A 22,239-nucleotide genomic window follows, 5' to 3' on the forward strand; every position below is an offset into this window, starting at 1 on the left:
GAGTCAAGGCGGAGTCACGAGGACAACGGGCATATCGGCCAACTCGATCAACCGAGAGCTCCCATGTGTCCATCAGTCCTATCCCCAGCAGGGACAGGCGGACACGGCGGCCCGGCGCGATACTGACTGCCATGGCGAACGACCTCGACCCCCGCGCCGAGCTCAGCGAGTTCCTGCGCAGCCGCCGGGCCCGGCTGACCCCGGCCGACGTGGGAATCGCCGAGTACGGGCACCGCCGCCGCGTGCCGGGCCTGCGCCGCGAGGAACTCGCTCAGCTCGCGGGCGTCTCCCCCGCGTACTACACGCGGCTGGAGCAGGGCAACGGCCGCAACGTGTCCGCCGAGGTGCTGAACGCCATCGCCGCCGCGTTGCGGCTGTCCGACACCGAGCGTGCCCACCTCGCGCGGCTGGCCAAGCCGACGCAGCAGCGGCGCCGCCCCGCCCCGCAGCGCCAACACGTCCGCCCCGCGCTGCTGGAACTGTTGTCCGCGATGGACGTGCCGGCCTATGTCTGGGGCCGCCGCACCGAGATCCTCGCGTGGAACACCACGGCCTCCGCACTGTTCGGCGACTGGGGCAACCGCCCGCCCCAGGACCGCAACTGGGCCCGGATCACCTTTCTCGACCCCGCGTCGCGTGAGCTCTTCGTCGACTGGCACACCAAGGCCGCCGACGTCGTCGGGCAACTCCGGTTGGACGCCGGCCAGCACCCCGACGATCCGCGGCTGGCCGCCCTGGTCGGCGAACTCTCGGTGAAGAGCGACGATTTCCGGACCCTGTGGGCCACCCACAACGTCAAGGCCAAGGCACACGGCGCCATGCGGCTCGCGCATCCGGTGGCCGGGGAGCTCAGCCTGCGCTTCGAGACGTTCACGCTGCCCGGCGAGCAGGAGCAGTCCCTGTCCACCTACCACGCCGAGCCCGGCTCCCCGTCGGTCGACGCGCTCCGCCTGATCGCCAGCTGGGGCGCCGACTGGTCGACCGCCATTGTGGACAGAAATGCCGCGAATTAGGCCATGCCATTCCGGAAAATCGTTCGTTGACGTTCTGTCGGTTCGCTGACCGAAGAGGCAGACAAACGGGCCGTGGCGATAGCGCCGATCTTGTGAGACCCGCTCGCGGAAGTATGCTCCCGTCGCCCTGGACGCGACATCGTCCAAGTGTGTGAACGGCATGCCCGACCAGAATTCTCCGCCAGGCATGCTTCCCGTGAGTGCGTGAAAGGTTCTTCTGATGTTCTCTCGCGTTGCGAGGTTCGCCGCGGTGGCGCCGGTCGCCGTGCTGTTACTGGCCGCCTGCGGCACCAACAAGAATGAAGCCGCCGGCGGCAGCGCCGGCTGCGACACCGGCAAGGGAAACCTGGTCGTCGGCGTGATCGCGCCGCTGTCCGGCGACCTGGCCGCCGTCGGCCTCGGCATCCGCAACGCGACCCAGCTGGCCGTGGACGAGGCCAACGCCAAGTGCGCGGTCAAGGGCTACAAGCTCGTCGCCGACCCGGAGGACGACCAGGCGACGCCGCAGGTCGGCGCGCAGGCGGCGACCAAGCTGTCCTCGGACGACACAGTGCTCGGCGTGGTCGGCACGTACAACTCCTCGGTCGCCCAGGTCGTGCAGCCGATCCTCAACACCAAGCACATCCCCATGGTCTCGCCGGCCAACACCAACCCGTCGCTGACCGTGGGCCCGGACGCGGCCCACCCGAAGCGGCAGTTCGAGAACTACTTCCGGGTCTGCACCACGGATGCCTTCCAGGGCCCGTTCGGGGCGGACTACGCGGTGAAGAATGCCAACGCCAAGAACATCGTCACCATCGACGACGGCAAGACCTACGGCGTGGGCCTGGTGCAGCAGTTCACCCAGCAGGCCGTCAAGGACGGCGCGAAGGTCGTCGACCACGAGCAGGTCAGCGAGAAGGACACCGACTTCTCCGGCGTGCTCACCAAGATCAAGCGGTTCACCCCGGACACCATCTACTACGGCGGCGAGTACCCGGTCGCCGGCCCGCTGTCGCGGCAGGCCGCGACCATGGGCCTCAAGGTGGCCATGATGGGCGGCGACGGCATCTTCGACGCCAAGTACGTCCAGCTCGGCGGGCGGGAGGGCGACCTGGCCACCTCCGTCGGCGCGCCGACCGACCAGCTCCAGACCGCGCAGGACTTCGTGAAGGCCTACAACGCCAAGGGCTTCAAGGACCCGTACGCGGCCTACGGCGCCTTCGCCTACGACGCGGCGAACGCGATCATCGCCAGCACCGCCAAGACCCTCGGCGACGCCGGCACGTGGAGCGCCTCGCAGCGGAAGGCCGAGATCAAGAACATCGGCTCCTACAGCGCCGACGGCGCGACCGGCTCGATCGGCTTCGACGAGTTCGGCGACAGCAAGAACAAGGTGCTGTCCGTGTACCAGGTCTCGGGCGACAACTGGAAGCCCGTCCTGACCGGCACGCCGTCCGGCAACTGAGCCCGCACGCATATCCCGCGGCCGCCACGGCCGCGGGAATGCGTGGCGGCCGGGACCTGGCGCGCGCCCCGGTCGGCGCAGGGAGCCTCTTCGTGCTGGGCCCCGCCAACACCCTTGCCGACACCGCCAGCGGCGCGCTGGAGCGTCCGGATGCTGTTCGACCTGGACGGGGCCGCCGTCGGCACGACCATCGGCGGCGTGATCGCGCAGGTCGCGGGCCTGACCACGTCCTTCTGGCTCGCCGACGCGGTGACGCTCGTGGTCGCCGGCGCGAATCGACTGGCCCGGGTCGAGTAGTCGGACGTCACGGTCTCATCGCCGCTGGACGGCCGATGACACCGTGACCCGGTCCGGCCACACTCGACAGGTGGGATTCCTGGACAAGCTGATTCACGCCGTTCGCCGGAATTCCAGCACCGCCGACGTGCTGCGGGCGATCCATGCCCTGGCCGAGCGGATCGACTCCCCCGAGCTGGCCGGCTGGGCCGATCACGAGCTGTTCGGCTACGCCGAGGAGGACCCGGTGCCGCCCTACCGCGGCCCGTTCCCGGCGGAGGTCCGCCTCCGGCACCGCGGCCGGTCCGGCGCGATGGCCGAGCTTCCGCGCACCGCGTTCGCCGAGGAGCTCCGGCAGTCCAAGCTGATGCGCCTGTACGAGCTGACCGTGCTGGAGCCGGTCGAGCACCTCGAGGAGCTGGTCCGCGCCGGCGACAAGCTCGTGCGGCCGTGGGGCGCGGTGCACGTCGACCTGCTCAACCAGCTCATCGAGATCGGCGGCCTGACCGTCGCCCCGGTGGCCGCCGCGGAGAACCGCCTTGATCACGGGGTCGTCGGCAAGATCGTCGACGCCGTGCGGAACCGCGTGCTGGGGCTGGCGCTGAGCCTGGAGCAGGTGGCGCCGGACGCGGGCGACAAGGACGGGCCGTCCAGCGTGACGCCGGCGATGGAGGAGATCATCGCGCGGACCATCGGCTCGTCGGATCCGCGTCGTCCGGCGGATCTTTAAGTTCACCACGCCGTCACCGGCGATCTCGATACTCTCGGCCGCGGCATTGCGACGGACAGTGGGGAGATGTCGATGAGCGATGTGACCAGGCGCGAATTCCTTGCCGGGACGGCGGGTGCGGTGGCGCTCGCCGCGGTGGGATCGAGCGTGGTGGGGTCGGGTGTGGCAGAGGCGGCTCCGCTGCCCGCGCCGGAGCAGTCCGGCATCGACCACATCGTCGTGGTGATGATGGAGAACCGGTCCTTCGACCACTACCTGGGCTGGCTGCCCGGCGCCGACGGGCGGCAGGCCGGGCTGACCTACACCGACGCCAACGGCGTCGCCCATCAGACGCACCACCTGACCGTGCCGCACGGCTGCGGCTTCAACGACCCGGACCACTCGTACGAGGGCGGCCGGGTGGAGTTCAACAACGGCGCCTGCGACGGCTGGTTGCGGGCCGGCGCCAACGACGAGCTGTCCATCGGCTACTTCGAGGCCGACGACCTGGGCTTCTACGGCAGTGCCGCCCGAGACTGGACGGTGTGCGACCGGTACTTCGCGGCGATGATGGCGCCGACGTTCCCCAACCGGTTCTTCCTGCACGCCGGGCAGACCGACCGTACGACCACGTCGGTGGACAAGATCGCCACCATGCCGGCGATCTGGGACCGGCTGAACGCCGCCGGCATCGACGGCCGCTACTTCTTCACCGACGTCCCGTACACGGCGCTGTGGGGCACCCGCCACCTCGACATCAGCCGCCCGATCCTGGAGTTCTACGCCGCCGCCGCGACCGGCACGCTGCCGGCGGTGTCGTTCGTGGAGCCGGGTTTCCTCGGCGAGGCGATCCCCGGCATGTCCCAGGACGAGCACCCGCTCGCCGACATCCGCCTCGGCCAGAACTTCCTCGCCACCGTGTACAACGCGGTGGTGTCCAGCCCGAACTGGCCGCGCACCGCGCTCGTGATCACGTACGACGAGTGGGGCGGCTTCTTCGACCACGTGCCGCCGCCGGTCGGGCCGGACCCCAACCCCGACCTCGGCGCCGGCCTGCGCGGCTTCCGCGTGCCCTGCCTGGTGATCTCGCCGCGGTCGCCGCGCTCGACCGTCGCGCACGGCCTGTACGACCACACGTCCGTCCTCAAGATGATCGAGTGGCGGTTCGGCCTGGAGCCGCTGACGGTGCGCGACGCCGCCGCCAACAACCTGGCCGAGGTGCTGGACTTCAGCAACCCGCCGCAGCTGGCCGCGCCGCGGTACCACGTGCCGCTGCCGATCACCCTCGGCTGCCTGCTCGCGTCGGACGATCACCTGCACCACGGCGAGGACTGGCCGGAGCTGGCCACCCGCGCCGCGGCGCTCGGCTTCGCGGTGCCGAAGCACTGACGGCACGTGAGTGGCTCACTCGGGTTCAAGTGAGCCACTCATCAGTGACATTTCCACGTCGTCGGTGCGGCGTGCGCCGAGCCCAGGATGGTGCCGTCGTCGCCGATGGAGTTCACGGTCCCCCAACCGAGTCGACGCACGGAGCCGTCCGGGCTCCAGAGGGCGGCGAGGCCGTAGATCGTGCCGGCGACCTCGCCGGAGCGGTTGACCGACACCGCGTCGAAGCCGGCCGGCAGCACGTACGGCGTGCCGCTCGGATCCCATGCGACGGACCGGTTTCCCGCCGAGCCGATGATCCAGCTGCCGGCGGCGGCCGTCGTCCGGGAGTCGGCGGCGCCGTCCGGCAGCGCCAGCAGGGTCACGGCGCCGCCGAGGAACGTCGCCGCACGGCTGTGGCCGTCGTCGGCCGCCCAGTCCAGCACGAGCCGCCGGTCGTCGAGAATCCCGTTCATGGTCCGGAACTGGTCGGCGTGCACCAGGATCTCCACCGAGACGGTGGTGCCGGCCGGGTAGGCGAAGTACCGCTGCTGCTGGCCCTGGCGGGTCGGGTCGAAGCCCTGCACCATGTAGTCACCGGCCTGGTTGATGCCCTTGCCGGCGCTGGTGGTCACTGTCGACGTCGTGGTCACCGGTGCGATGTGACCGTCCGCGACGGTGATCGCCCGGCCGTCGATCGAGCCGATCGCCCGGCCGTTCTTGTCGGCGCCTCGCAGACGCAGGGTGGTGAAGCCGTCCGGCAGCGGGCTCGACGTCAACTCCCCGTTGTGCCAACGCAACAACGTGCCGCGCCCGGCGCCCAGGATGTCTCCCGGCGCCGTCTGCACCAGCGCCGTCGCGACGCCGTTGTGCGGCAACGTGGTGGCGGTGCATTCGGTCGCGCCGTGTGCCACCCCCTCCACCAGCGTCGACGTCAGCGCGCCGACCGCCAGCACAGCTGCCCAGGTTCGTACCCCCATGTCCACTCCTCACATAGATTTCTGCCCGGGGACAGGTGAGCAGCACCGTCCACGAGGGACAATCGGTTTCGCCCTATTTCGCCCGTTCGGGCAGGTGGACGGCGATCCTCATGACCGGCAGCACGCGGCCGTACGACACCTCGCGTTCGCCGACGCGCTCGGCGCCGAGGTGCAGGTAGAACGGCTCGGCGTTGGGGTCGGACTCCCATTCCAGGCTGTGGAATCCGCGCTGCCCGGCCGCCGCGACGGCATGTTCGATCAGGATGCGGCCCAGGCCGGTGCCGATGGCCGTCGGGTCGACGAACAGGTCCTCCAGCCGGCCCGCCGGCGGCTCGCCGCCGAGCTGGTAGAAGCCGAGCAGCACGCCGTCGCGCTCGGCGACCACGACCCGGTCGTCGCGGATCATGTCCGCCCGTACCGTCAGCGCTTCCCGGGCCCGGTCCATGAACTCCTGGCCGTAGCCCCAATGCGCCTTCGACCGGCGCATCAGCGCCGTGATCGCCTCGGCCTCGTCGGGTTCGGCGGACCGCAGTCGCACTCTTTCCTCCACCAGCTAGCCGACGACCCGGACCCGGCTCGGATCCGGCCACTCCGACGGCCGATCGCCGAACCACACGTACTCGAGGTAGCTGAGCCTGCCGTCGTCCAGGAACAGGATGATCTGGCCCCGCGGCTCGTCCAGGATGTCGCCTTCCGACGGCACGAGCCGGGACGCCAACCGGGCCGCCGGGGCGTCGTCCGACACCTCCAACGCGATCGACGGGCAGCCGCACTTGCAGCGCCCCACCACCACCGCCGACCGCGCCTGTTCACGCAGCTCGTGGACGCCGTCGAAGTCGGCCGACAGCACCAGGTCGAGCATCTGCCGTTCCCGATCGCTGAGGTGCCGCGGCGTCACCCGGCCAGCTTACGGCGGGTCAGCCTCGGCCCGGCCAGCTGTACTCGTAGGTGAGGGAGAACGTGCGGTGGATCCAGTCCTCAGTCGACTCCCCTTCCGCCGGCTTGGCGATCATGTCCGGTCGTATCTCCGCGATGGCCGCCGAGCAGTCGTCGGCGGCGACCAGTTCGCCGGCGCGGAAAGTCAGCTCGTGCACCTCGGCGAACATCCAGGCCGGCCGGAATCCCATGTTCAGGTGCGGGCGGTCGTCGATGCCGCCGCTGCCGATCAGCAGGCGACCGGTGAAGGCCACCGGGACAGCCAGCCCCTGGTAGTGCCAACTCCCGAACTCCTCGTCCCGCCTCGCTCGCACGCCGTCGATCCGAGCCGGCTCGTTCTCCGAACCCAGTTCGAGCTCTCGCAGCACCAATCGCCGATCGACGACGGCGTAGTGGCAGATCCGGCCGCGATAGCAGGCGGTATGGAGCGCCTGCGGCTCCAGGTCGTGCTCGCGCGGGTCGAACAGGCCGGTGCCGTCGACCGCCGCCACCGCGAACTGTTCTCCCTCGAAGAACACCTCGTCAGGCATCTGCGCCGTCATGGCCGGAAACCCTAGCCCTTGCAGGCGTCCAGCTTCTGCTTGGCGCCGTCGGCGGACTTGGCCGCCTCGGCGGCCTTCTGCTTGGCGTCGGCGTCGGCGCCCTGGGCGGAGGTGACGGCCGAGACCTGCTCGGCGGACTTGGCGATGGCCTCGGCCGAGTCGGCGGCGGCCTGCGCGACCTTGGCGGCGGACGTGGCGTCGGTGCCGGCCGAGGCCTGCGCGGCCTCGTAGTCGGCGTTGGCCTTCGCCTCCGCGTCGGCCAGGACCTTGGCGTCGGCCTGGGCCTTGGCGAGCTTGTCGTCGGCGGTCTTCTGGTCGGCGTCGGCCTTGGTCTTGGCCGTCACGGCGGTGTTGTAGGCGGCCTGCTCGGTCGTGCACGACTTCGCCTCGGACGTGGCCCCGCCGCACGCCGACATCGCCATCACGCCGCCGAGCACGGCGGCAACCAGCACTGCACGCATCAGGATCCCCCCTGAGACAGACAATTCGGGGAGAGCCTACCGATATCGGACAAGGGGTTTTCCGGCGGCCCCGCCGGGGCCGCCGGGAACCGGTCACCTGTCGATGCGCGTGGCGACGATGTGCCAGATCGGCAGCAGCGAGCGGCCCCGCCCGTCGTCGACGGCGAGCTCCATCGACGCGTCGGGCACCAGGTCCTGCAACACCTTCGGCGGCAGGTTGGTGGTGTAGCGGCGGACCTCCATCTGGTCGATGTGCCACCACTGCCCGATGTCCCGCCGCAGGCTGGCCTCGTCGATGTTGCCGGGCATGGGGAACGCGCCGGCGACGAAGTCCGGGAAGCACAGCACGTGCAGCCGCGCGCCGGGGCTGGCGACGCGGTGCGCGGCGGCCATCCACTTCTGCCGGTCCTCGTCGCTGAGGCAGTGCATCATCGCACTGTCCAGCACGGTGTCGAAGCCGTCGCCGATGTCGTCCAGCACGGTGGCGTCGCCGACGTGGAAGTCCACCTCGACGCCCTGTTCCGCCGCCTTCGCCCTGCCCTGCTCGATCGCCGACCCGGAGATGTCCACGGCCGTCACGCGCACGCCCCGAGAGGCCAGGTACACGGCGTTGTCCCCGACCCAGCAACCGCAATCCAGCACGGAGCCCTGGAACGCCCCCTGCTCCGCGAGCTCCACGATGATCGGCTGGGGCTCGCCGAGCTGCCACGGCGCGGCCTCCAGCCTCGGCCCGTCCTCGCCGAGGTTCGCGCCCCCGCCCCCGTGCAGTGCGTCGAAGTCCATCAACCCGTGCTCGGTCATCGATCCTCCAGGTTCTCCGGTGGTCGTGCCCGGCAGAGGCTAGCCACCCCGCCCCGGCCGGAAATCCGGTTCCGCACGGGATTGCCTGTCCCGGCAACGAAAGGGGCCCTTCGATCACCCGAGGGATCGAAGGGCCCCGATCGCGGTCATCGGATCAGCCGACGCCCGGTCAGCCGTCCGAGTCGGACGACGGGATCAGGCCGCCGGGCACCTGGTCCGGGGCGTAGACCTTGTTCTCACCGGGATAGGGCGTGGTCCACCCGTGCGTCTGGTACCACGTGAGGTGGTTCATCTGCGCGGGGTTGGCGAAGTCCGGCACGGCGTCCGGGCCGGTCAGGCGCTGCTTGCTCTCCCACTGCGACCACTGGTCCGCCAGCTGCTTCTTGTCGGCGGGCACGGTGGTCGACGGCGCGGCCGCGGCGAACTGCGGGGCGACGACGTCGTTGCCGCAGCTGGGCGGCGTGGGCAGGCCGAGCGTCAGCGAGGTCCGGTTCGGCACGGCGGTGAACGGCGTGAAGTCCGGCTTGTTCGTGAACGCGGTGGCCATCGGCGTGGCGGCGCTGTCCTTCTGGTTCATCGGGTGGATCCCGAGGATCTGCTCGATGGTGCGGATCATCGTGATCTGCGAGTAGTAGCGGTTGTCCACCACGCCGTGCTGCGCGTACGGGCTGATGATCTGGATCGGCGCGCGGTGGCCGTCGACGTGGTCCAGGCCGGCCTGCGAGTCGTCCTCGACGACGAAGATCGCCGAGTCCTTCCAGTACTGGCTGTGCGAGATGGTGTCGACGATCCGGCCGACGGCCAGGTCGTTGTCGGCGACCTGGGCGGCCGGGTTGGGCGGGCCGCCGGTGTGGTCGCTGGACAGCCAGAACATGTTCAGGTTGGCCGGCGGGTTCTTGGCGAAGTCCTGCTGCCAGATCTGCTCCCGGTAGATGTCCGGCACGGAGGTGTCGAACTTCGGGAAGCCGGGCAGCGACACGTTGTTGAGCGACGGGATCGGCGACGAGGAGACCAGCGGCAGCGCGGTGGGCTCGCCGGTGGCCGCCATGTTCTTGGCGTCGCAGTACAGGTTCTGCCAGCTGGCCGCGGCCGGCTTGGTCAGGAATTGCTGGAACTCGCCGAAGTCGCGCACCGTCTTGCCGGCCGCCTGCGCGCCGGACCAGATGAAGCCCGACTTCTGGTGCCCCAGCGCGTCGTCCTCGGTGTCGTAGCTGCGCTGGTACTCGCCGGCCGAGGACTCGGTGTACTCGGGGTCGTCGGCCTGCATCAGCCAGTTGTGGCCCTCGGCGGAGTTGGTGCCGATGTCGTACGTGTTGTCGTACAACCCGAACTGCTGCTCCAGCGCGTGCTGGTTCGGCGTGACGTTCTCACCGAACTGGGTCAGCGCCGGGTCGCCGTTGCCGCGCGGGTCGTCGCCGTACACCTGGTCGTAGGTCCGGTTCTCCTTGACGATCAGGAACACGTGCTTGATCGTCGACGGGTCGCCGAGTCGCTGCGGCACCGGCACGGGCTGCGCCTTGCCGTGGTTGTCGGCCACCTGCACGGCGTGGTCGGTCCAGCCGTTCTGCTGGAAGACCTTGCCGGTGTAGCCGCGGACGGCGAGGTCGCTGGGCAGCTTGAAGCGCTGCACGCTGGCGGTGGTGTCGTGGGTGTTGTGCCCGGCGGCCGTGGTGGGGCGGCGGGCGTCGATGCCACGGGTGTTGGAGACGACGACGGTGTTGCCGACGGTGGCGATCGCCGTCGGGAAGTAGTCCGTCGGCAGCAGGCCGACGTAGCTCACCGGCTCCTGCGCGCGGCTGAAGCGGTACACCGCAACGGCATTGGCGCGGCCGAGGGTCACCAGCAGGTGGCCGTCGTTGGTGACGGTGATGCCGTCGGGCTCGTAGCCGACGGACGCCTCCGGCCACGGCTGCGTGGACACGGTCTGCACGACCTTGTCCCGGCCGGTGTCGATGACGGAGACGGTGTTGCTGGCGGTGTTGGCCACGAACAGCGCGTTGTTCTTGACGTACAACGCGGTCGGGTGCAGGCCGACGTCGATGCCGCCGACGGCGGCGGCCGGGTGTGCCAGGTCGATGACGCTGACGGTGCCGCTGGTGGTCGCGCCGGTGGCCGGGTTGGCCGGCACCTGCGTGTTGTACGAGTTCAGCGTGGTGTCGCCGGGCTTGGCCGGGCGGCCGCCCTCGTTGCTGACGTACACCTTGCTGCCGATGCGCACCAGTTCACGCGGGGCGTTGCCGACGGCCCAGCTCTGCGTGATGGCGCCGGTCGCCGCGTTGATGGCCACGACGCGGTTCTGGCCGTTCACCGCCGAGTACACGGTGGCGCCGTCGGCGGAGAACACCGCCTGCGCGGGCAGGCCGTGCTTGGCGCCGTCGGCCGGGATGCTGACGAAGGTGGGGGTGGCGAGGCTGCCGTCGGCGTTGACCGTGAACCGGCGGTAGCCGTCGGTCTGCGCCATCCACAGCGACTTGCCGTCCGGCGAGTACGTCGGGCTCTCCTGGCCGACGTCGTTGCCGGGGATCTTCAGGTCGGCGGTGGCCGAGTTGCCGATCCGCTGCTGCAGCTTCCAGTTCTTCAGGTCGACGATCTCCAGCGCGACCGGGCCGTCGGCGACCGTGGCCGCGAGGTGCCCGCCGTCCGGGCTGACCGACGACGCCATGATCTTGCCGTCGTTGACGACGAGCCGGTCGCCGATCGGGTCGATGTACTGGTCGCTGGAGATCACCTCGCCGTTGCGGGTGATGTCGCCGACCTGCTGGTCGCCGAACTGCCGGGTCGACGCGGAGCCGACGCCCGCGCCCGACGCGATCAGCGCCAGCGTCGCGGCGCCGGCCGTCCAGACGCGTAACCGGCGGTGGTCTCTTGCGTCCACACGCCTTCTGCGACGCGTTACCTGCATGGAGTTCATCCCTTCGACAGCAGCTCGATGTGGCCGTCGAACTGCCACAGCGGATTCGGTTGGTCTCCGTCGGGAGTGCGGACCTGGAAGTAGCCGTTCACTTCCTTGGGTCCGTCGCCGTCGGCCACGTACTGGCCGTCCGAGGCGACGTCGAGCTGGTAGATCGCCTGGCCGGCGGCGGTAGTGCCGGGCAGGTGCCAGGTGGCGACGCAGCGCCAGTCGTTGCCGGGCCCCTCGGGCTCGACGAGCCCGTCGCCCTTGGTGCACGCCACCGTGGTCGCCAACTGCTCCTCGGTGACGTCGGGGCGGTGCAGCTGCCGGGTCTGCAGCCGGTAGAGGTGCGCGAACGCCGTCGCGACGGACTGCTGCACCTTGTCCTGGTCGATGCCCGAACCGGTGGAAGGCGTTGCCACCGCGACGAATCCGATCGTCACGACGAGCAGCCCGGCCAGCGGCAGCGCGCCGAGGGTGAGCGCGCGGCGGCTCGTTCCGTCGGTGCTGAGGTTGGTGAAGTCCCGGCGCACGAACAGCAGGTACGCCAGAGTGGTCGCGAGAACCGCCCACAGCAGGCTCACCACGATGCCGATCACCAGCGGGCCGGCCTGCGCGGGGCTGGTGAACAGGCCCTCCCACGCGATGAACCCGTAGCTGGGCAAGGCAAGCCGGACCGCCACGGGCAGCGGCAGCATCTGCGCGACGCCCATCGCCAGGGCGACGACCGCCGGCAGCAGCAGGCCCATCGGCGACCGTCCTAACGCGACGGAGCCGAGCAGGCCGATGCCGGCCAGCGCGAGAGTCGGCGCCAGCACGCAGATCCACGCCAGCAGCACGAGGCCGGCGGCGTCGGCCGGGGCGATCACGTGCCCGTCGAGGCCGACCAGCGGTTGGCCGCCGACGGCCAGCACCCCGCCGACCGCGCTCGACACGGCCATGCCGGCCACCAGCACGAGAATCACGGTGAGGCTGGCCAGCGCCTTCGACACGAAGATCCGCCGGTGCGAGCGGACCGCGACCAGCAGGTGCCGCCAAGTGCCGAGCCGGTCCTCGGCCGCGAAGACGTCGCCGGCGACGACCGACGTCAGCAGCGGCAGCGCGTAGACGCCGGCGAAGCCGAGCATCACCAGCGGGCCGGCCCAGCCGGTGATGTTCATCCAGCGCCCGAACAACGTGTCGGTGGGCAGGTCGCTCTGCTGGCTCACGGCGGCCACGAACACCGCCGGCGCGAGCCAGCACGCCAGCACCAGCAGGCGGATCCGCCACTGGGACACCAGCTTGACCAGCTCGAAGCGGTAGCCGCGGGTCACCGGCACGGCCGCGACCGGAGCAGCCTCCACCGTGGCGGTCATCGGCCGCTCTCCTGTTCGGTGAGGTCGAGGAACGCGGCCTCCAGCGGCGACACCACCGGGGCGAGCTCGCGCACCGCGACGCCCGCGCCGATCAGCCGCGACATCAAGGCGTCCAGGGCTGGCACCATCGCCCGCACGACCAGCAGCTCGGCACCGTCCACCACGACGACGCCGGTGGTCTCCGCCGCCAGTCGGCTCGCCGCCGACGGGTCGGAGGTGCGCAGCCGGTAGTCGAGTTCCTGGTCGTCGCTGGACAACTTGCCCAGCGGGCCGGTGAAAACGACGCGCCCGGTGGCGAGGATGGTCACCTCGGCGCACAGGGCCTCGACGTCGTCCATACGGTGGCTGGACACCACCACCGTGGATCCCTCCGCCGCCAGCCGGTGCAGGACGCCGTGCACGTGCTTCTTGCCGGCCGGGTCGAGGCCGTTGGCGGGCTCGTCGAGCACCAGCAGCCGAGGCTTGGTCAGCAGCGCCGCGGCGAGCCCGAGCCGCTGGCGCATGCCCAGCGAGAAGCCCCGCACCCGGTCGTCGGCGACGTCGGCGAGCCCGACCTCGGCCAGCACCTCGTCGATGTCGGCGTCGAGGCCGCGGAGCTTCGCCAGCGCGGCCAGGTTCTTCCTGGCGGTCAGCGAGGGATAGAGCCCGGGACCGTCGACGAAGCCGGCGACGCCACTCGCTTTGGCGACCGGCGCGCCGAGGATCTCCAGGCTGCCCTCGTCGGCGACGGCGAGGCCCAGCAGCAGCCCGAGCAGCGTGGTCTTGCCGGCGCCGTTCGGGCCGACCAGCCCGTGGATCTGCCCCGGCGCGATGTCGAGGTCGACGTGGTCGAGGGCGACGACGTCGCCGAAGCACTTGGTGATCCCCCGCGCCCGCACGGCGAGGGTCGCGTCGTCCATGGATTCCCCGTTTCGCAGCCTGTGAGGAAGCTAAGTACGACACATGACCGGGGAACAGGACCTCAGCTGAACGTTCGGCGAACTTCAACCGGAAGTAGGGGGCGTGACTCGGACAACCGGGAGGATCAAGGCGGCGTCACGAGACTTCCGAAAGCCAAGGCGCGCCAGGGCTTGCGGCCACCGGCGACGATGCGGCCGCGCAGCACGTGCCCGATCTGCGGGGATCGCCCGAAACCGACGAGCAGGAACGACACCGGGTCGGCCGAGATCCAGCAGTCGACGGGCTCCCCCGGCGCCGTGACGGCGGCGGCGCCGTTCTCGATGAACAGCCGGTAGCGGTTCCCGCCCCGGAACCGGAGTTCGAAGCTCCGGGGCCCCGCGGCCCGCCGGTGATCGACGTAGTCGGGCAGGATCTCCATCAGGCCGGGGATGACGCGCAGCGCCTGCGACCGGGTGATCGTCCACGGCAACCCGGCAGCGCGGGCGATGTCGAGGCCGTGGATGAGCTGCTCCCCGATCAGGATCGCGGTGATGACCGGCACGGACATCACGACCCCGTTGGTGGCGAGGAAACGCTCGCCCGGGTGTTCGGCCGCCGCTGCGAGGTACTTCTCCACCGCCGGCGCGAGGTCGTCGGCGAGCCGGGACAGATCCCGCTCGCGGAACCGGTCGAGCTGCCCGGCGTTGGCGGCGGCGTTGATCCGCGAGGCGCCGACCTCCGCCGGGTGCGGCAACTCAGCGCCGTTGAGCAGGGCCGCGTAGTCCTCCAGATCGGCGACCAGGTGGGCGGCGGTCTCGGCGGCGGTCCAGGCCAGGCCCGGCACCGGCGCCGACGCGTCGGGCACCTCGCGCAGCAATGCCGCCGTGCGGGCGGCGGCCTCCACCAGCTCCTCCATCACGTACCCCCTCGACTCGGTTCACATAGCGTCGCTATGTGACATGGGAACGCTATCCTGGCGAGCGTCGCTTTACAAGATCCCCGCCGGTGACTACACAGTGCTTGTGACCGAGCCCCTCTCCCTCCGTGACGAGCAGGTCGCGCAGACCCGCGCCGCCCTGGTGGCGGCCGGCCGCCGGCTGTTCGGCGGCCAGGGCTTCGCCAAGACGTCCGTGGACGACCTGGCCCGCGAGGCGCGGGTGACCACCGGCGCGCTCTACCACCACTTCCCGCGCAAGGCGGCGCTGTTCGAGGCCGTCTTCGAGCTGGTGCACCGCGAGCTGCTGATGTCGGCGGCCGAGGCCGCGGCCGGCTCGCCGGACGAGGTCGAGTTCCTGGCCCGCGCCTTCGAGGCGTTCCTCGACTCCTCGCTGGAGCCGGACATCCAACGGATCCTGATCATCGACGCCCCGTCCGTGCTGGGGCCGGTCCGCTTCGCCGAGCTGGACGAGCAGTACGCCTCCGACATGCTGGTGGAGGCCCTGAACGAGGCCGCCGCGGCCGGCCTGCTGCACGTGGAGGACCCGGAAACCGTGGCGCGCCTGCTGCTCGGCGCCCTCACCCGGGGCACGATGATGATCGCCAACGCCGCCGATCCGCGGGCGGCCCGCGACGCGGTGGCCGCCGGCGTGCGGACTTTGCTGGCCGGCTGGTCGAAGTAGCCACCCCCGGCGAGCACCGACGCCGGCCACGTCGCAGAATCCACATCATGTGCGGTCGATACGCCAGTGCCCAGACCGACGCCGAGCTCGCGAAGGCGTTCGAGGTCGTCGACGTCATCGGCGACGAGCCCGAGCCGTCCTGGAACGTCGCGCCGACCAACCAGGTGCGCACGGTGCTGGAGCGCGTCCCCCGCGACGAGCCCGACGCGCCCGCCGCCCGCCAGCTGCGCTCGGTGCGCTGGGGTCTGGTGCCGGCGTGGGCCAAGGACGTCAAGATCGGCAGCAAGATGATCAACGCCCGGGTGGAGACGCTGCTGGCCAAGCCCGCGTACAAGTCGGCGGCCAAGCGCCGTCGCTGCGTCATCCCGGCCGACGGCTACTTCGAGTGGATGAAGGTGGACAACCGCAAGGTGCCGATGTTCCTGCACGCCGCCGACGGCCAGCCGCTGGCCATGGCCGGCCTGTACGAGCTGCGGCCCGACCCGGACCTGCCCGAGGACCACCCGGACCGATGGCTGTGGACGTGCACGGTGATCACCACGACCGCCACCGACACGCTGGGCCACATCCACGACCGCAGCCCCCTGCTCATCCCGACCGGCGACATCCTGGACGCCTGGCTGGACCCGAAGCTCGACGACCCCGAGGACATCCAGGCGCTGATCAACAGCCTGCCCGAGCCGCACCTGGAGCCGTACGAGGTGTCCTCGGCCGTGAACAGCGTCCGCAACAACGGGCCGCACCTGATCGCCCCGGTCGATTCCTGACTTCCCGCGCGACCGGGCCGAGGGCGAGACCGAGGTCTCCTTCGTCGAGCTCTTCCGCGACCTGGTCCACGTCTTCGCCGTCACGCAGATCTCGCACCTGCTGCTCGGCGTCATGATCGCGCTGGGCGAGTCCATCGTGGTCCTCGGCGCCTTCGCCGGCCGCACCTTCGACGGGATCACCCTGCTGGCGCTGGTGATCGTGGTGTGCGTCGCCGTCAGCGACGTCCGTCAGGCGTCGGGCCTGAGCAACACCATCATCGGCACCGACTGATCGGCGACGGTCGCAACCACGCCGCCGATGTGCTCCGGCAACGGGTCGGCGAGGCAGCGGCGGATACGCAGCACGAGTTCGGGGTTCAGCCGCACGTCCGTGGCGGCGGAGGTGGTGCTGACGGCCTCGCAGCCGGCCGACTCGATGCGGCCGTCGAAGCAGGTGGACACCGACGGGTCCACGGTGTCATTGACACTTTGCATCTGCGGCTGCACCTCGCGGTTGAACAACGCCACCAGGGTGGTGAGCAGCACCGGGTCGTGCACGCCGTCATAGACGAACCGGTGGCCCAGCACGCCGTGCTCGGTGGTGCCGATCAGGGGCACACCCTCCACCGGCTCGGACCGGTACGTCATCGGCACGTGGTACAGCACATCGCCGTCCGCCACCGCCATGAACTCGATGCCGACGACATTGGCCGGATCGTCCAGCCGGAAGCCGCCGGCCTTGGTCAGCGACGGGGCGCCGGTTCCTCGGTACCACGGCTGCGACGGCAGCCACTCGGTGAGCAGTTCCAGCTTCGTAGGCGTCAACGTGGTCCGGTGGATCAACGACATGCGGCCATCCTGCCAGGGCGTCGCTACGGTGACGACGTGAGCAACACGCAGATCGCCAGCGCGGAAGTCCTTGTCACGTCTCCCGGTCGGAACTTCGTCACGCTGCGCCTGCACACGGCCGACGGCGTCATGGGCCTCGGCGACGCGACCGTGAACGGCCGTGAGCTGGCGGTGGTCTCCTACCTGCGCGATCACCTGGCACCGCTGCTGCTCGGCCGTGACGCTCACGCCATCGAGGACACGTGGCAGTACCTGTATCGCGGCGCGTACTGGCGGCGCGGGCCGATCACCATGGCGGCCATCGCCGCGGTGGACACGGCGTTGTGGGACATCAAGGCGAAGCTCGCCGGCATGCCGCTGTACCAGTTGCTGGGCGGGCGTAGTCGCCGCGGCTGCCTCGCGTACGGGCACGCGAGCGGCGCCGACCTGCCGCAGCTGTTCGACTCCGTGCGGTCGCACCTGGAGCAGGGGTACGCAGCGATCCGCATCCAGACGGGCATTCCCGGCCTCGACTCGGTGTACGGCGTCGCCACCAGCCCGAACGCCGGCGCCTCCCGCTACGACTACGAGCCCGCACGGCCGACCGTCGCGCCGGTGGAGGAGCAGTGGGACACCCGCGCCTACCTCCGGCACATCCCCGGCGTCTTCGAGGCCGTACGCGCGGAGTTCGGGCCGGAACTGCCGCTGCTGCACGACGCGCACCACCGGCTCACGCCCATCCAGGCCGCGCGCCTGGGCAAAGCCCTCGAACCGTACGACCTGTTCTGGCTGGAGGACGTCACCCCGGCGGAGAACACGGCTGTGCTGCGGCGCGTGCGCGAGCACACCACCACACCGCTGGCGATCGGCGAGGTGTTCAACACCGTGTGGGACTACCGGGAGCTGTTCGAGGAACAGCTCATCGACTACGTGCGCTCGCCGGTCACGCACGCCGGCGGCATCACCGCGCTGCGCCGGATCTTCGACTACGCCTCGGTCTACCAGATCAAATCCGGCGTGCACGGCCCCACGGACGTCTCCCCGGTCGGGCTGGCCGCCGCGCTGCACCTCGGCGTGGCCATCCCCAACTTCGGCATCCAGGAGTACATGAAGCACTCCCCCGCCACCGACGAGGTGTTCCGCCCGACCTACACCTTCGCCGGCGGCCTGCTCGCCCCCGGCGACGAGCCGGGTCTCGGCGTCGACTACGACGACGAGGTGGCCGACGCGCACCCGTACTCGGCGGCGTACCTGCCGGTGAACCGCCTGAAGCTGGACGGCTCGATGCACGACTGGTGACCCGCTGCCCCAAAGGGCGAACCCGAATTCCCGATGCAACGCGGGCCGCATCGCGACGTCAATTGCATGTCAGGTGTCGCCGACGTTGGGGGATCGAAATGCGGAAAGCAGCCCTGGCCCTGCTGCCGGTGATCGGATTCGGCGTGGTGGCCTGCGCCGGCGGACCTGCGGCGGGCAGTAGCAGCACACCGTTGCCGACCACCCACACCCTCCAGGAAACCCACGTCAAGGTCACGCAGCTCAGCGGCGTCGCCCCGCCTCCGACGGCAGTGCCGCTGTGCATGACGCAGGGCATGGACGCCGGCCCCGGCTCGGGCGGCACCAACAACGGGGCGTTCGTCGTGACGACCGCCGTGTACAACCGGGGCGATCGCCCGTGCGGGATCGACGGCTTCCCGACGGTGGCGATCACCGGGCTGCCGCCGGCGACCGGGGGCTGGCCGCGCAAGCAGCTCACCGTGACGAAGGTCGGCACGTCCGCGCCGTTCACCCTCAACCCCGGCGACGGCGCGGTGGTGACGCTGACGTTCGGCGTCTGCCAGCCCGGTCAGGAACCGTTCCAGGCGCCGGTGGTGCTGCTGGGCGTCGGCGACAAGCAGCTCGAGCTGACCCTGGAGGGCGGCGGCGACTTCACCGGGTGCGGCGACACAGTGCAGTCGACGCCGTTCGAGCAGCACGCGCCCTGATCAGGTCTCCTCGCCGTCGAGGATGCCGTCGCGATGGTCCGCCTCGCTCGCCCCGGCGACGAGACCGCTGTCGGGAAAGCGTGCCAGCAGCTCGTCGTAGATCGGGGTCTCGGAACTCATCGGCACTCCTCAGTGGGCGGCGCTCAGCACGACCGGCTCGCGCGGCACCGCCCCGGCCCGGTGGTAGGCGTGGGTGGTGTCGAGCGCGATGCGGTCCCACGAGTAGCGGGCCTCGACGCGGTCACGGCCGGCGGCGCCGAAGGCCCCGCGGACCATCGGGTTGGCCAGCAGCGGCCTTATGACCTTGGCGAACGCCGCCGGGTCGCGCGGCGGGACGAGACGGCCGGTGACGTTGTCGACGACCATGTCGACCAGGCCGCCCGTCGGCTCCGCCACCACCGGCATCCCGCACGCCATGGCCTCCAGTGCCACGGTGCCGGCCGGCGCGTGCCGCGGCGTGCACACGACGACGTCCGCGGATCGCAGCAGCGCCGGCATGTCCTGGTGGGCAACGCCTCCCAGCAGCTTCACGCGGTCGCCGACGTCGAAGTGCTCGGCGAGCTTCCACAGCGACCGGGCGGCGGCGTCCTCGCTCAGCAGCTCGGCCTCCGGGCCGCCGGCGATGACGAGTTCGGCGTCCGGCATGTGGGGCAGGGCGGCGATGGCGGTGTCGTAGTCCCGGTGGTCCAGCACCAGGCCGACCGCGAGCAGGCGGTGCCGCTCGCCGCGCGGCGCGATGGGACCACACGGCGAGAACATCGTGATATCCACCCCGTACGGCACGACCGACACCCGCGACCGCCGCGCACCGATGCCGAGCAGCTCGAACACCGACTCGGAGCAGGTGGCGACGCTCCTCGCCGCGTGCTGGCCGATGAGCCGGTCCAGGCGCTGGTCGGCGGGCGAGCCGAGGCAGTGGAACGTGTGCACGACGGGGATGTCGCCCGCCGCCAGCAGCGCGGCCACGCCGCTCTCCGGCGAATGGGAGTGCACCACGTCCGGCGGCTGCTGCCGCCACTGTTCAGCGAGGTGGCGGCCGAAGTCGTTCACGGACACATCGGGATCTCGCGGGTGGGCGACGACATCGTGGCCGAGCCGGGCCAGCGCCGCGGCCAGCGCGGCCACCTGGCCGGGCCGGACCTGCTCGGTGACCATGGCGATGGTGAACATTCGAGCCTCCTCCGTGGCTGGTGGAGGCCGGGACTGCGCTGTCACACCGGCCGCCACCCCGCACTGCGCATGCGGAAGGTGGGCAGCGGCGTCAGGCTGAACCGCGCTGTCTTCGACGCTACTACTGCTCGGCCGGCGCGCAACCGGACGAGCTCGGCGCCGGCCGGAGCTCGCCGTGCCGGGTGGTCAGCGTGTGCGCCACGTCGACCAGCTTGACGTTGAGATCCTGCGAGGTCCGGCGCAACAAGTCGAACGCCTCGTCGGAGCTGATGCCCTGCCGGCTCATCAGGATCCCCTTGGCCTGGCCGATCAAGTCCCGGCTGTCCACGGCCCGGCGCAGCTGCGCCCGCTGGAGGTCGGCCAGCTCCGCCGTCCGCACGTGGGCCAGCGCCAGCGAACCGTGCGTGGCCAGCAGCAACGCCGTGTCGCGGTCGGCCCGGCTCAGGCCGCCGGCGCGGCGCGAGTAGATCGTCAGCGCGCCGGACACCTGCCCCGGGCCTGCCGCCGGGAGCATCTCGGTGGCGAGGAGAGCGTGGTAACCGTGCTCGACGGCGGCCGCGGCGAACGCGGGCCAGCGGGTCTCGGCCCGCAGGTCGTCGCTGGTGACGTAACCGAGGTTGGTGACGTCGATGAAGGGGCCTCGACCCGCCGTGACCTGGGTTGCGTCCAGCTCGGCAGCCACCTCGTCGGTCCCGACCGCCGTCCGCACCGCGCCGTCGGGTCCGCGCATGGTGATGCCGGCCAGGTCGGCCCCGGGTATCGCGAGCACGGCGGCGTCGGCGATGTGCTGCAGCGCCTCCGCGACGGTGGTGGCGTCCAGGAGCAGGAGGGTGAGCGCCTCGAACTGGTCCAGGACCGGATCGCCCGCGCCGGCGTCGATAACGAAGTCCGACCGGTCGTGAGAACGAAGCCGCAGGGTCTGGGACGGGGATTCGCCGTAGGCGGCGCGGTAACGTGCCGCGAACACGCTCGGACGGCCGTAACCCCAGCGCGCGGCGACAGCGGTCACCGTGGTCTCCCCCGGCTCGGCGGCGCGGAGCTCGGCACGGGCGCAGTCGAGGCGGACCTGGCGCACGTACGCCATCGGCGTCATGTCGAGATACCGCCGGAACGCCAGCTGCACGGCGCGGGCGGAAACCCGGGCCGCACGGGCTATGTCGGCCGCGCCGATGTCGCGGTCGGCGTTGGCCTCGATGAACGCGATCGCCCGGCGCAGCGTCGCCGAATGCGCGTCACGCTCGCTTTCCTCGACGGCCGAGGTGGTCGGAAAGGCGTTCAGCACGGACGCCGCGAGGTAGCGCGACGCCGCCGACACGACCAGCGGGTTCTCGCCGGCTCCCGGCGCACCCAGCACGTCGTCGCGCAGGTGGGCGATCGCGGCCCGTACCTGGGCGGCGGCGGCCGCGTCCACCGGATGGTGGTCGAGCAGCCGCACCGGTTCGCCGGCGACCTCGTCGAGCAGCGACGGGTCGAGCATGGTGATGCCGTACCGGGCGTCGCAGATCCGTCCGGTGTAGGGACGGTCGGGCGGTGCGAAGGAGAACAGGTCGCCCGGTCCGAAGGCCTCCGCCTCGCGCCAGCCGTCGACGCGGTGGTCCTCGACCGTGCCGGATTCGATGTCGCACAGGCAGATCCGGCCCAGCGGGCTCACGTCGTAGCTCATCTCGAACCCCAGGTCGAGCAGGTCCGCGCTGACCGGCCCGGCGGCGACGCGGGTGATGTGCGCGCCCGACCGGCCGGTGGCGCTGCCGATGTGCATCGGGGCGTACGACGAGCTCAGGAACTCTTCCGTGCGACCGAGATCCACGCTGTCGAAGGCCAGCGTGTTGATCGCGGCGACCGTCGGCACGGGGCCTGTGTGCACTACCCGCTGGTGGCTGGCCAGGGCCTCGTCCAGGGTGTGGAACCGCGGCACCGCGCCGTCGGGGTCGGCGCTGTCAAGCACCGTCGCCGCCGCGGTGTGGGAGGGGTCGAGCAGCAGCACGCATTCGGCGTCCCGCTCGACGCTGGCATCCGCGAATGCGATCAGCGCACGGGCCGTCCGCGCCGTCAGCAGGTCGACGTCGCGCAGGTCCAGCACGATCAAGCGGGCTTGCACCGCGGCAGCACCCAGCGCCTCGGCCACCTCGGCGGGCTCCGCGCTGCACAGCCCGTCGGGCAACGCCAGCACCACCGCCGGGCCGACAGGTCTCGACGCGATCCGCACGTCCCCTCTCCCTACGTTTCGGCAGCAC

At 71.0% G+C, this 22,239-nt stretch carries 23 protein-coding genes; 10 read left to right on the top strand and 13 right to left on the bottom strand.

Translation table 11 applies throughout. The annotated features are described in order from the left end of the window. The first annotated feature begins 131 nt into the window (after window positions 1-131). From BCF44_RS34285 to BCF44_RS34300, 5 genes are all read left to right on the top strand, one after another. A complete protein-coding gene (locus BCF44_RS34285) occupies window positions 132-1,013 on the top strand; it encodes a helix-turn-helix domain-containing protein (protein ID WP_116178602.1) in 882 nt (293 codons plus the stop codon). A gap of 220 nt (window positions 1,014-1,233) precedes the next feature. Further along, window positions 1,234-2,460: a branched-chain amino acid ABC transporter substrate-binding protein gene (locus BCF44_RS34290; protein ID WP_116178603.1), complete on the top strand. Its 1,227-nt coding sequence runs from the start codon at window positions 1,234-1,236 to the stop codon at window positions 2,458-2,460. A 150-nt stretch (window positions 2,461-2,610) separates the two neighbouring features. Continuing rightward, window positions 2,611-2,757 carry a hypothetical protein gene (locus BCF44_RS55870; protein WP_170217892.1) on the top strand — a complete coding sequence of 49 codons (147 nt, stop codon included), beginning with the start codon at window positions 2,611-2,613 and terminating at the stop codon, window positions 2,755-2,757. 70 nt (window positions 2,758-2,827) lie between these two features. After that, window positions 2,828-3,466 carry an AbiTii domain-containing protein gene (locus BCF44_RS34295; RefSeq protein ID WP_116178604.1) on the top strand — a complete coding sequence of 213 codons (639 nt, stop codon included), beginning with the start codon at window positions 2,828-2,830 and terminating at the stop codon, window positions 3,464-3,466. Between the two features lie 72 nt (window positions 3,467-3,538). Continuing rightward, a complete protein-coding gene (locus tag BCF44_RS34300; protein ID WP_211353336.1) occupies window positions 3,539-4,834 on the top strand; it encodes an alkaline phosphatase family protein in 1,296 nt (431 codons plus the stop codon). A gap of 41 nt (window positions 4,835-4,875) precedes the next feature. Here the strand turns inward: BCF44_RS34300 and BCF44_RS34305 are convergent, their stop codons facing one another. The 10 genes from BCF44_RS34305 to BCF44_RS34350 all read right to left on the bottom strand — a co-directional run bounded on the left by BCF44_RS34305 (window position 4,876) and on the right by BCF44_RS34350 (window position 14,573). Continuing rightward, window positions 4,876-5,790: a hypothetical protein gene (locus BCF44_RS34305; protein ID WP_147328730.1), complete on the bottom strand. Its 915-nt coding sequence runs from the start codon at window positions 5,788-5,790 to the stop codon at window positions 4,876-4,878. Between the two features lie 73 nt (window positions 5,791-5,863). After that, window positions 5,864-6,328: a GNAT family N-acetyltransferase gene (locus tag BCF44_RS34310; protein ID WP_211353337.1), complete on the bottom strand. Its 465-nt coding sequence runs from the start codon at window positions 6,326-6,328 to the stop codon at window positions 5,864-5,866. Window positions 6,329-6,343: 15 nt separating this feature from the next. Beyond that, complete coding sequence (locus tag BCF44_RS34315) at window positions 6,344-6,688, bottom strand: hypothetical protein (protein ID WP_116178607.1); 345 nt, start codon at window positions 6,686-6,688, stop codon at window positions 6,344-6,346. A 19-nt stretch (window positions 6,689-6,707) separates the two neighbouring features. Further along, window positions 6,708-7,268 carry a hypothetical protein gene (locus BCF44_RS34320; protein ID WP_116178608.1) on the bottom strand — a complete coding sequence of 187 codons (561 nt, stop codon included), beginning with the start codon at window positions 7,266-7,268 and terminating at the stop codon, window positions 6,708-6,710. Window positions 7,269-7,279: 11 nt separating this feature from the next. Beyond that, entirely contained in the window at window positions 7,280-7,729 is a 450-nt protein-coding gene (locus tag BCF44_RS34325) for a hypothetical protein (protein WP_147328731.1), read from the bottom strand. A gap of 93 nt (window positions 7,730-7,822) precedes the next feature. Continuing rightward, a complete protein-coding gene (locus BCF44_RS34330; protein WP_116178610.1) occupies window positions 7,823-8,530 on the bottom strand; it encodes a class I SAM-dependent methyltransferase in 708 nt (235 codons plus the stop codon). Window positions 8,531-8,699: 169 nt separating this feature from the next. After that, window positions 8,700-11,432 (bottom strand): bifunctional YncE family protein/alkaline phosphatase family protein, encoded by a 2,733-nt coding sequence (locus BCF44_RS34335; protein WP_116178816.1) that lies wholly within the window; start codon window positions 11,430-11,432, stop codon window positions 8,700-8,702. Between the two features lie 5 nt (window positions 11,433-11,437). Continuing rightward, a complete protein-coding gene (locus tag BCF44_RS34340; RefSeq protein ID WP_116178611.1) occupies window positions 11,438-12,778 on the bottom strand; it encodes an ABC transporter permease in 1,341 nt (446 codons plus the stop codon). After that, the gene (locus BCF44_RS34345) at window positions 12,775-13,677 is read right to left on the bottom strand and encodes an ABC transporter ATP-binding protein (RefSeq protein WP_116178612.1); all 903 of its coding nucleotides are present in this window, start codon (window positions 13,675-13,677) and stop codon (window positions 12,775-12,777) included. The genes BCF44_RS34340 and BCF44_RS34345 overlap by 4 nt, the downstream gene beginning before the upstream one ends. Before the next feature lie 125 nt (window positions 13,678-13,802). Further along, window positions 13,803-14,573 carry a maleylpyruvate isomerase family mycothiol-dependent enzyme gene (locus tag BCF44_RS34350; RefSeq protein ID WP_116178613.1) on the bottom strand — a complete coding sequence of 257 codons (771 nt, stop codon included), beginning with the start codon at window positions 14,571-14,573 and terminating at the stop codon, window positions 13,803-13,805. A gap of 106 nt (window positions 14,574-14,679) precedes the next feature. Between BCF44_RS34350 and BCF44_RS34355 the strand changes: the two genes are divergently transcribed. The 3 genes from BCF44_RS34355 to BCF44_RS55875 all read left to right on the top strand — a co-directional run bounded on the left by BCF44_RS34355 (window position 14,680) and on the right by BCF44_RS55875 (window position 16,314). Continuing rightward, entirely contained in the window at window positions 14,680-15,276 is a 597-nt protein-coding gene (locus tag BCF44_RS34355; protein ID WP_211353338.1) for a TetR/AcrR family transcriptional regulator, read from the top strand. A 47-nt stretch (window positions 15,277-15,323) separates the two neighbouring features. Continuing rightward, window positions 15,324-16,043, top strand: a complete 720-nt coding sequence (locus BCF44_RS34360) for an SOS response-associated peptidase (RefSeq protein WP_116178615.1) — start codon at window positions 15,324-15,326, stop codon at window positions 16,041-16,043. 112 nt (window positions 16,044-16,155) lie between these two features. After that, window positions 16,156-16,314: a hypothetical protein gene (locus tag BCF44_RS55875; protein WP_170217893.1), complete on the top strand. Its 159-nt coding sequence runs from the start codon at window positions 16,156-16,158 to the stop codon at window positions 16,312-16,314. Here BCF44_RS55875 and BCF44_RS34365 read toward each other — a convergent pair. Then, window positions 16,272-16,871, bottom strand: a complete 600-nt coding sequence (locus BCF44_RS34365; RefSeq protein WP_116178616.1) for a maltokinase N-terminal cap-like domain-containing protein — start codon at window positions 16,869-16,871, stop codon at window positions 16,272-16,274. The genes BCF44_RS55875 and BCF44_RS34365 overlap by 43 nt on opposite strands. A 36-nt stretch (window positions 16,872-16,907) precedes the next feature. On the opposite strand from BCF44_RS34365, the gene manD reads away from it, so the two are divergent. After that, window positions 16,908-18,149: a D-mannonate dehydratase ManD gene (gene manD / locus BCF44_RS34370; protein ID WP_116178617.1), complete on the top strand. Its 1,242-nt coding sequence runs from the start codon at window positions 16,908-16,910 to the stop codon at window positions 18,147-18,149. Window positions 18,150-18,247: 98 nt separating this feature from the next. Further along, window positions 18,248-18,835 (top strand): DUF4232 domain-containing protein, encoded by a 588-nt coding sequence (locus tag BCF44_RS34375; protein WP_116178618.1) that lies wholly within the window; start codon window positions 18,248-18,250, stop codon window positions 18,833-18,835. A 129-nt stretch (window positions 18,836-18,964) separates the two neighbouring features. On the opposite strand, the gene BCF44_RS34380 is transcribed toward BCF44_RS34375, so the two are convergent. Then, window positions 18,965-20,005 carry a glycosyltransferase gene (locus BCF44_RS34380; protein WP_116178619.1) on the bottom strand — a complete coding sequence of 347 codons (1,041 nt, stop codon included), beginning with the start codon at window positions 20,003-20,005 and terminating at the stop codon, window positions 18,965-18,967. Between the two features lie 121 nt (window positions 20,006-20,126). Beyond that, window positions 20,127-22,211 (bottom strand): ANTAR domain-containing protein, encoded by a 2,085-nt coding sequence (locus BCF44_RS58995; protein WP_342775677.1) that lies wholly within the window; start codon window positions 22,209-22,211, stop codon window positions 20,127-20,129. Between the last annotated feature and the right edge of the window lie 28 nt (window positions 22,212-22,239).

Origin of the sequence: Kutzneria buriramensis (assembly GCF_003387475.1) — a bacterium.
GTDB lineage: Bacteria > Actinomycetota > Actinomycetes > Mycobacteriales > Pseudonocardiaceae > Kutzneria > Kutzneria buriramensis.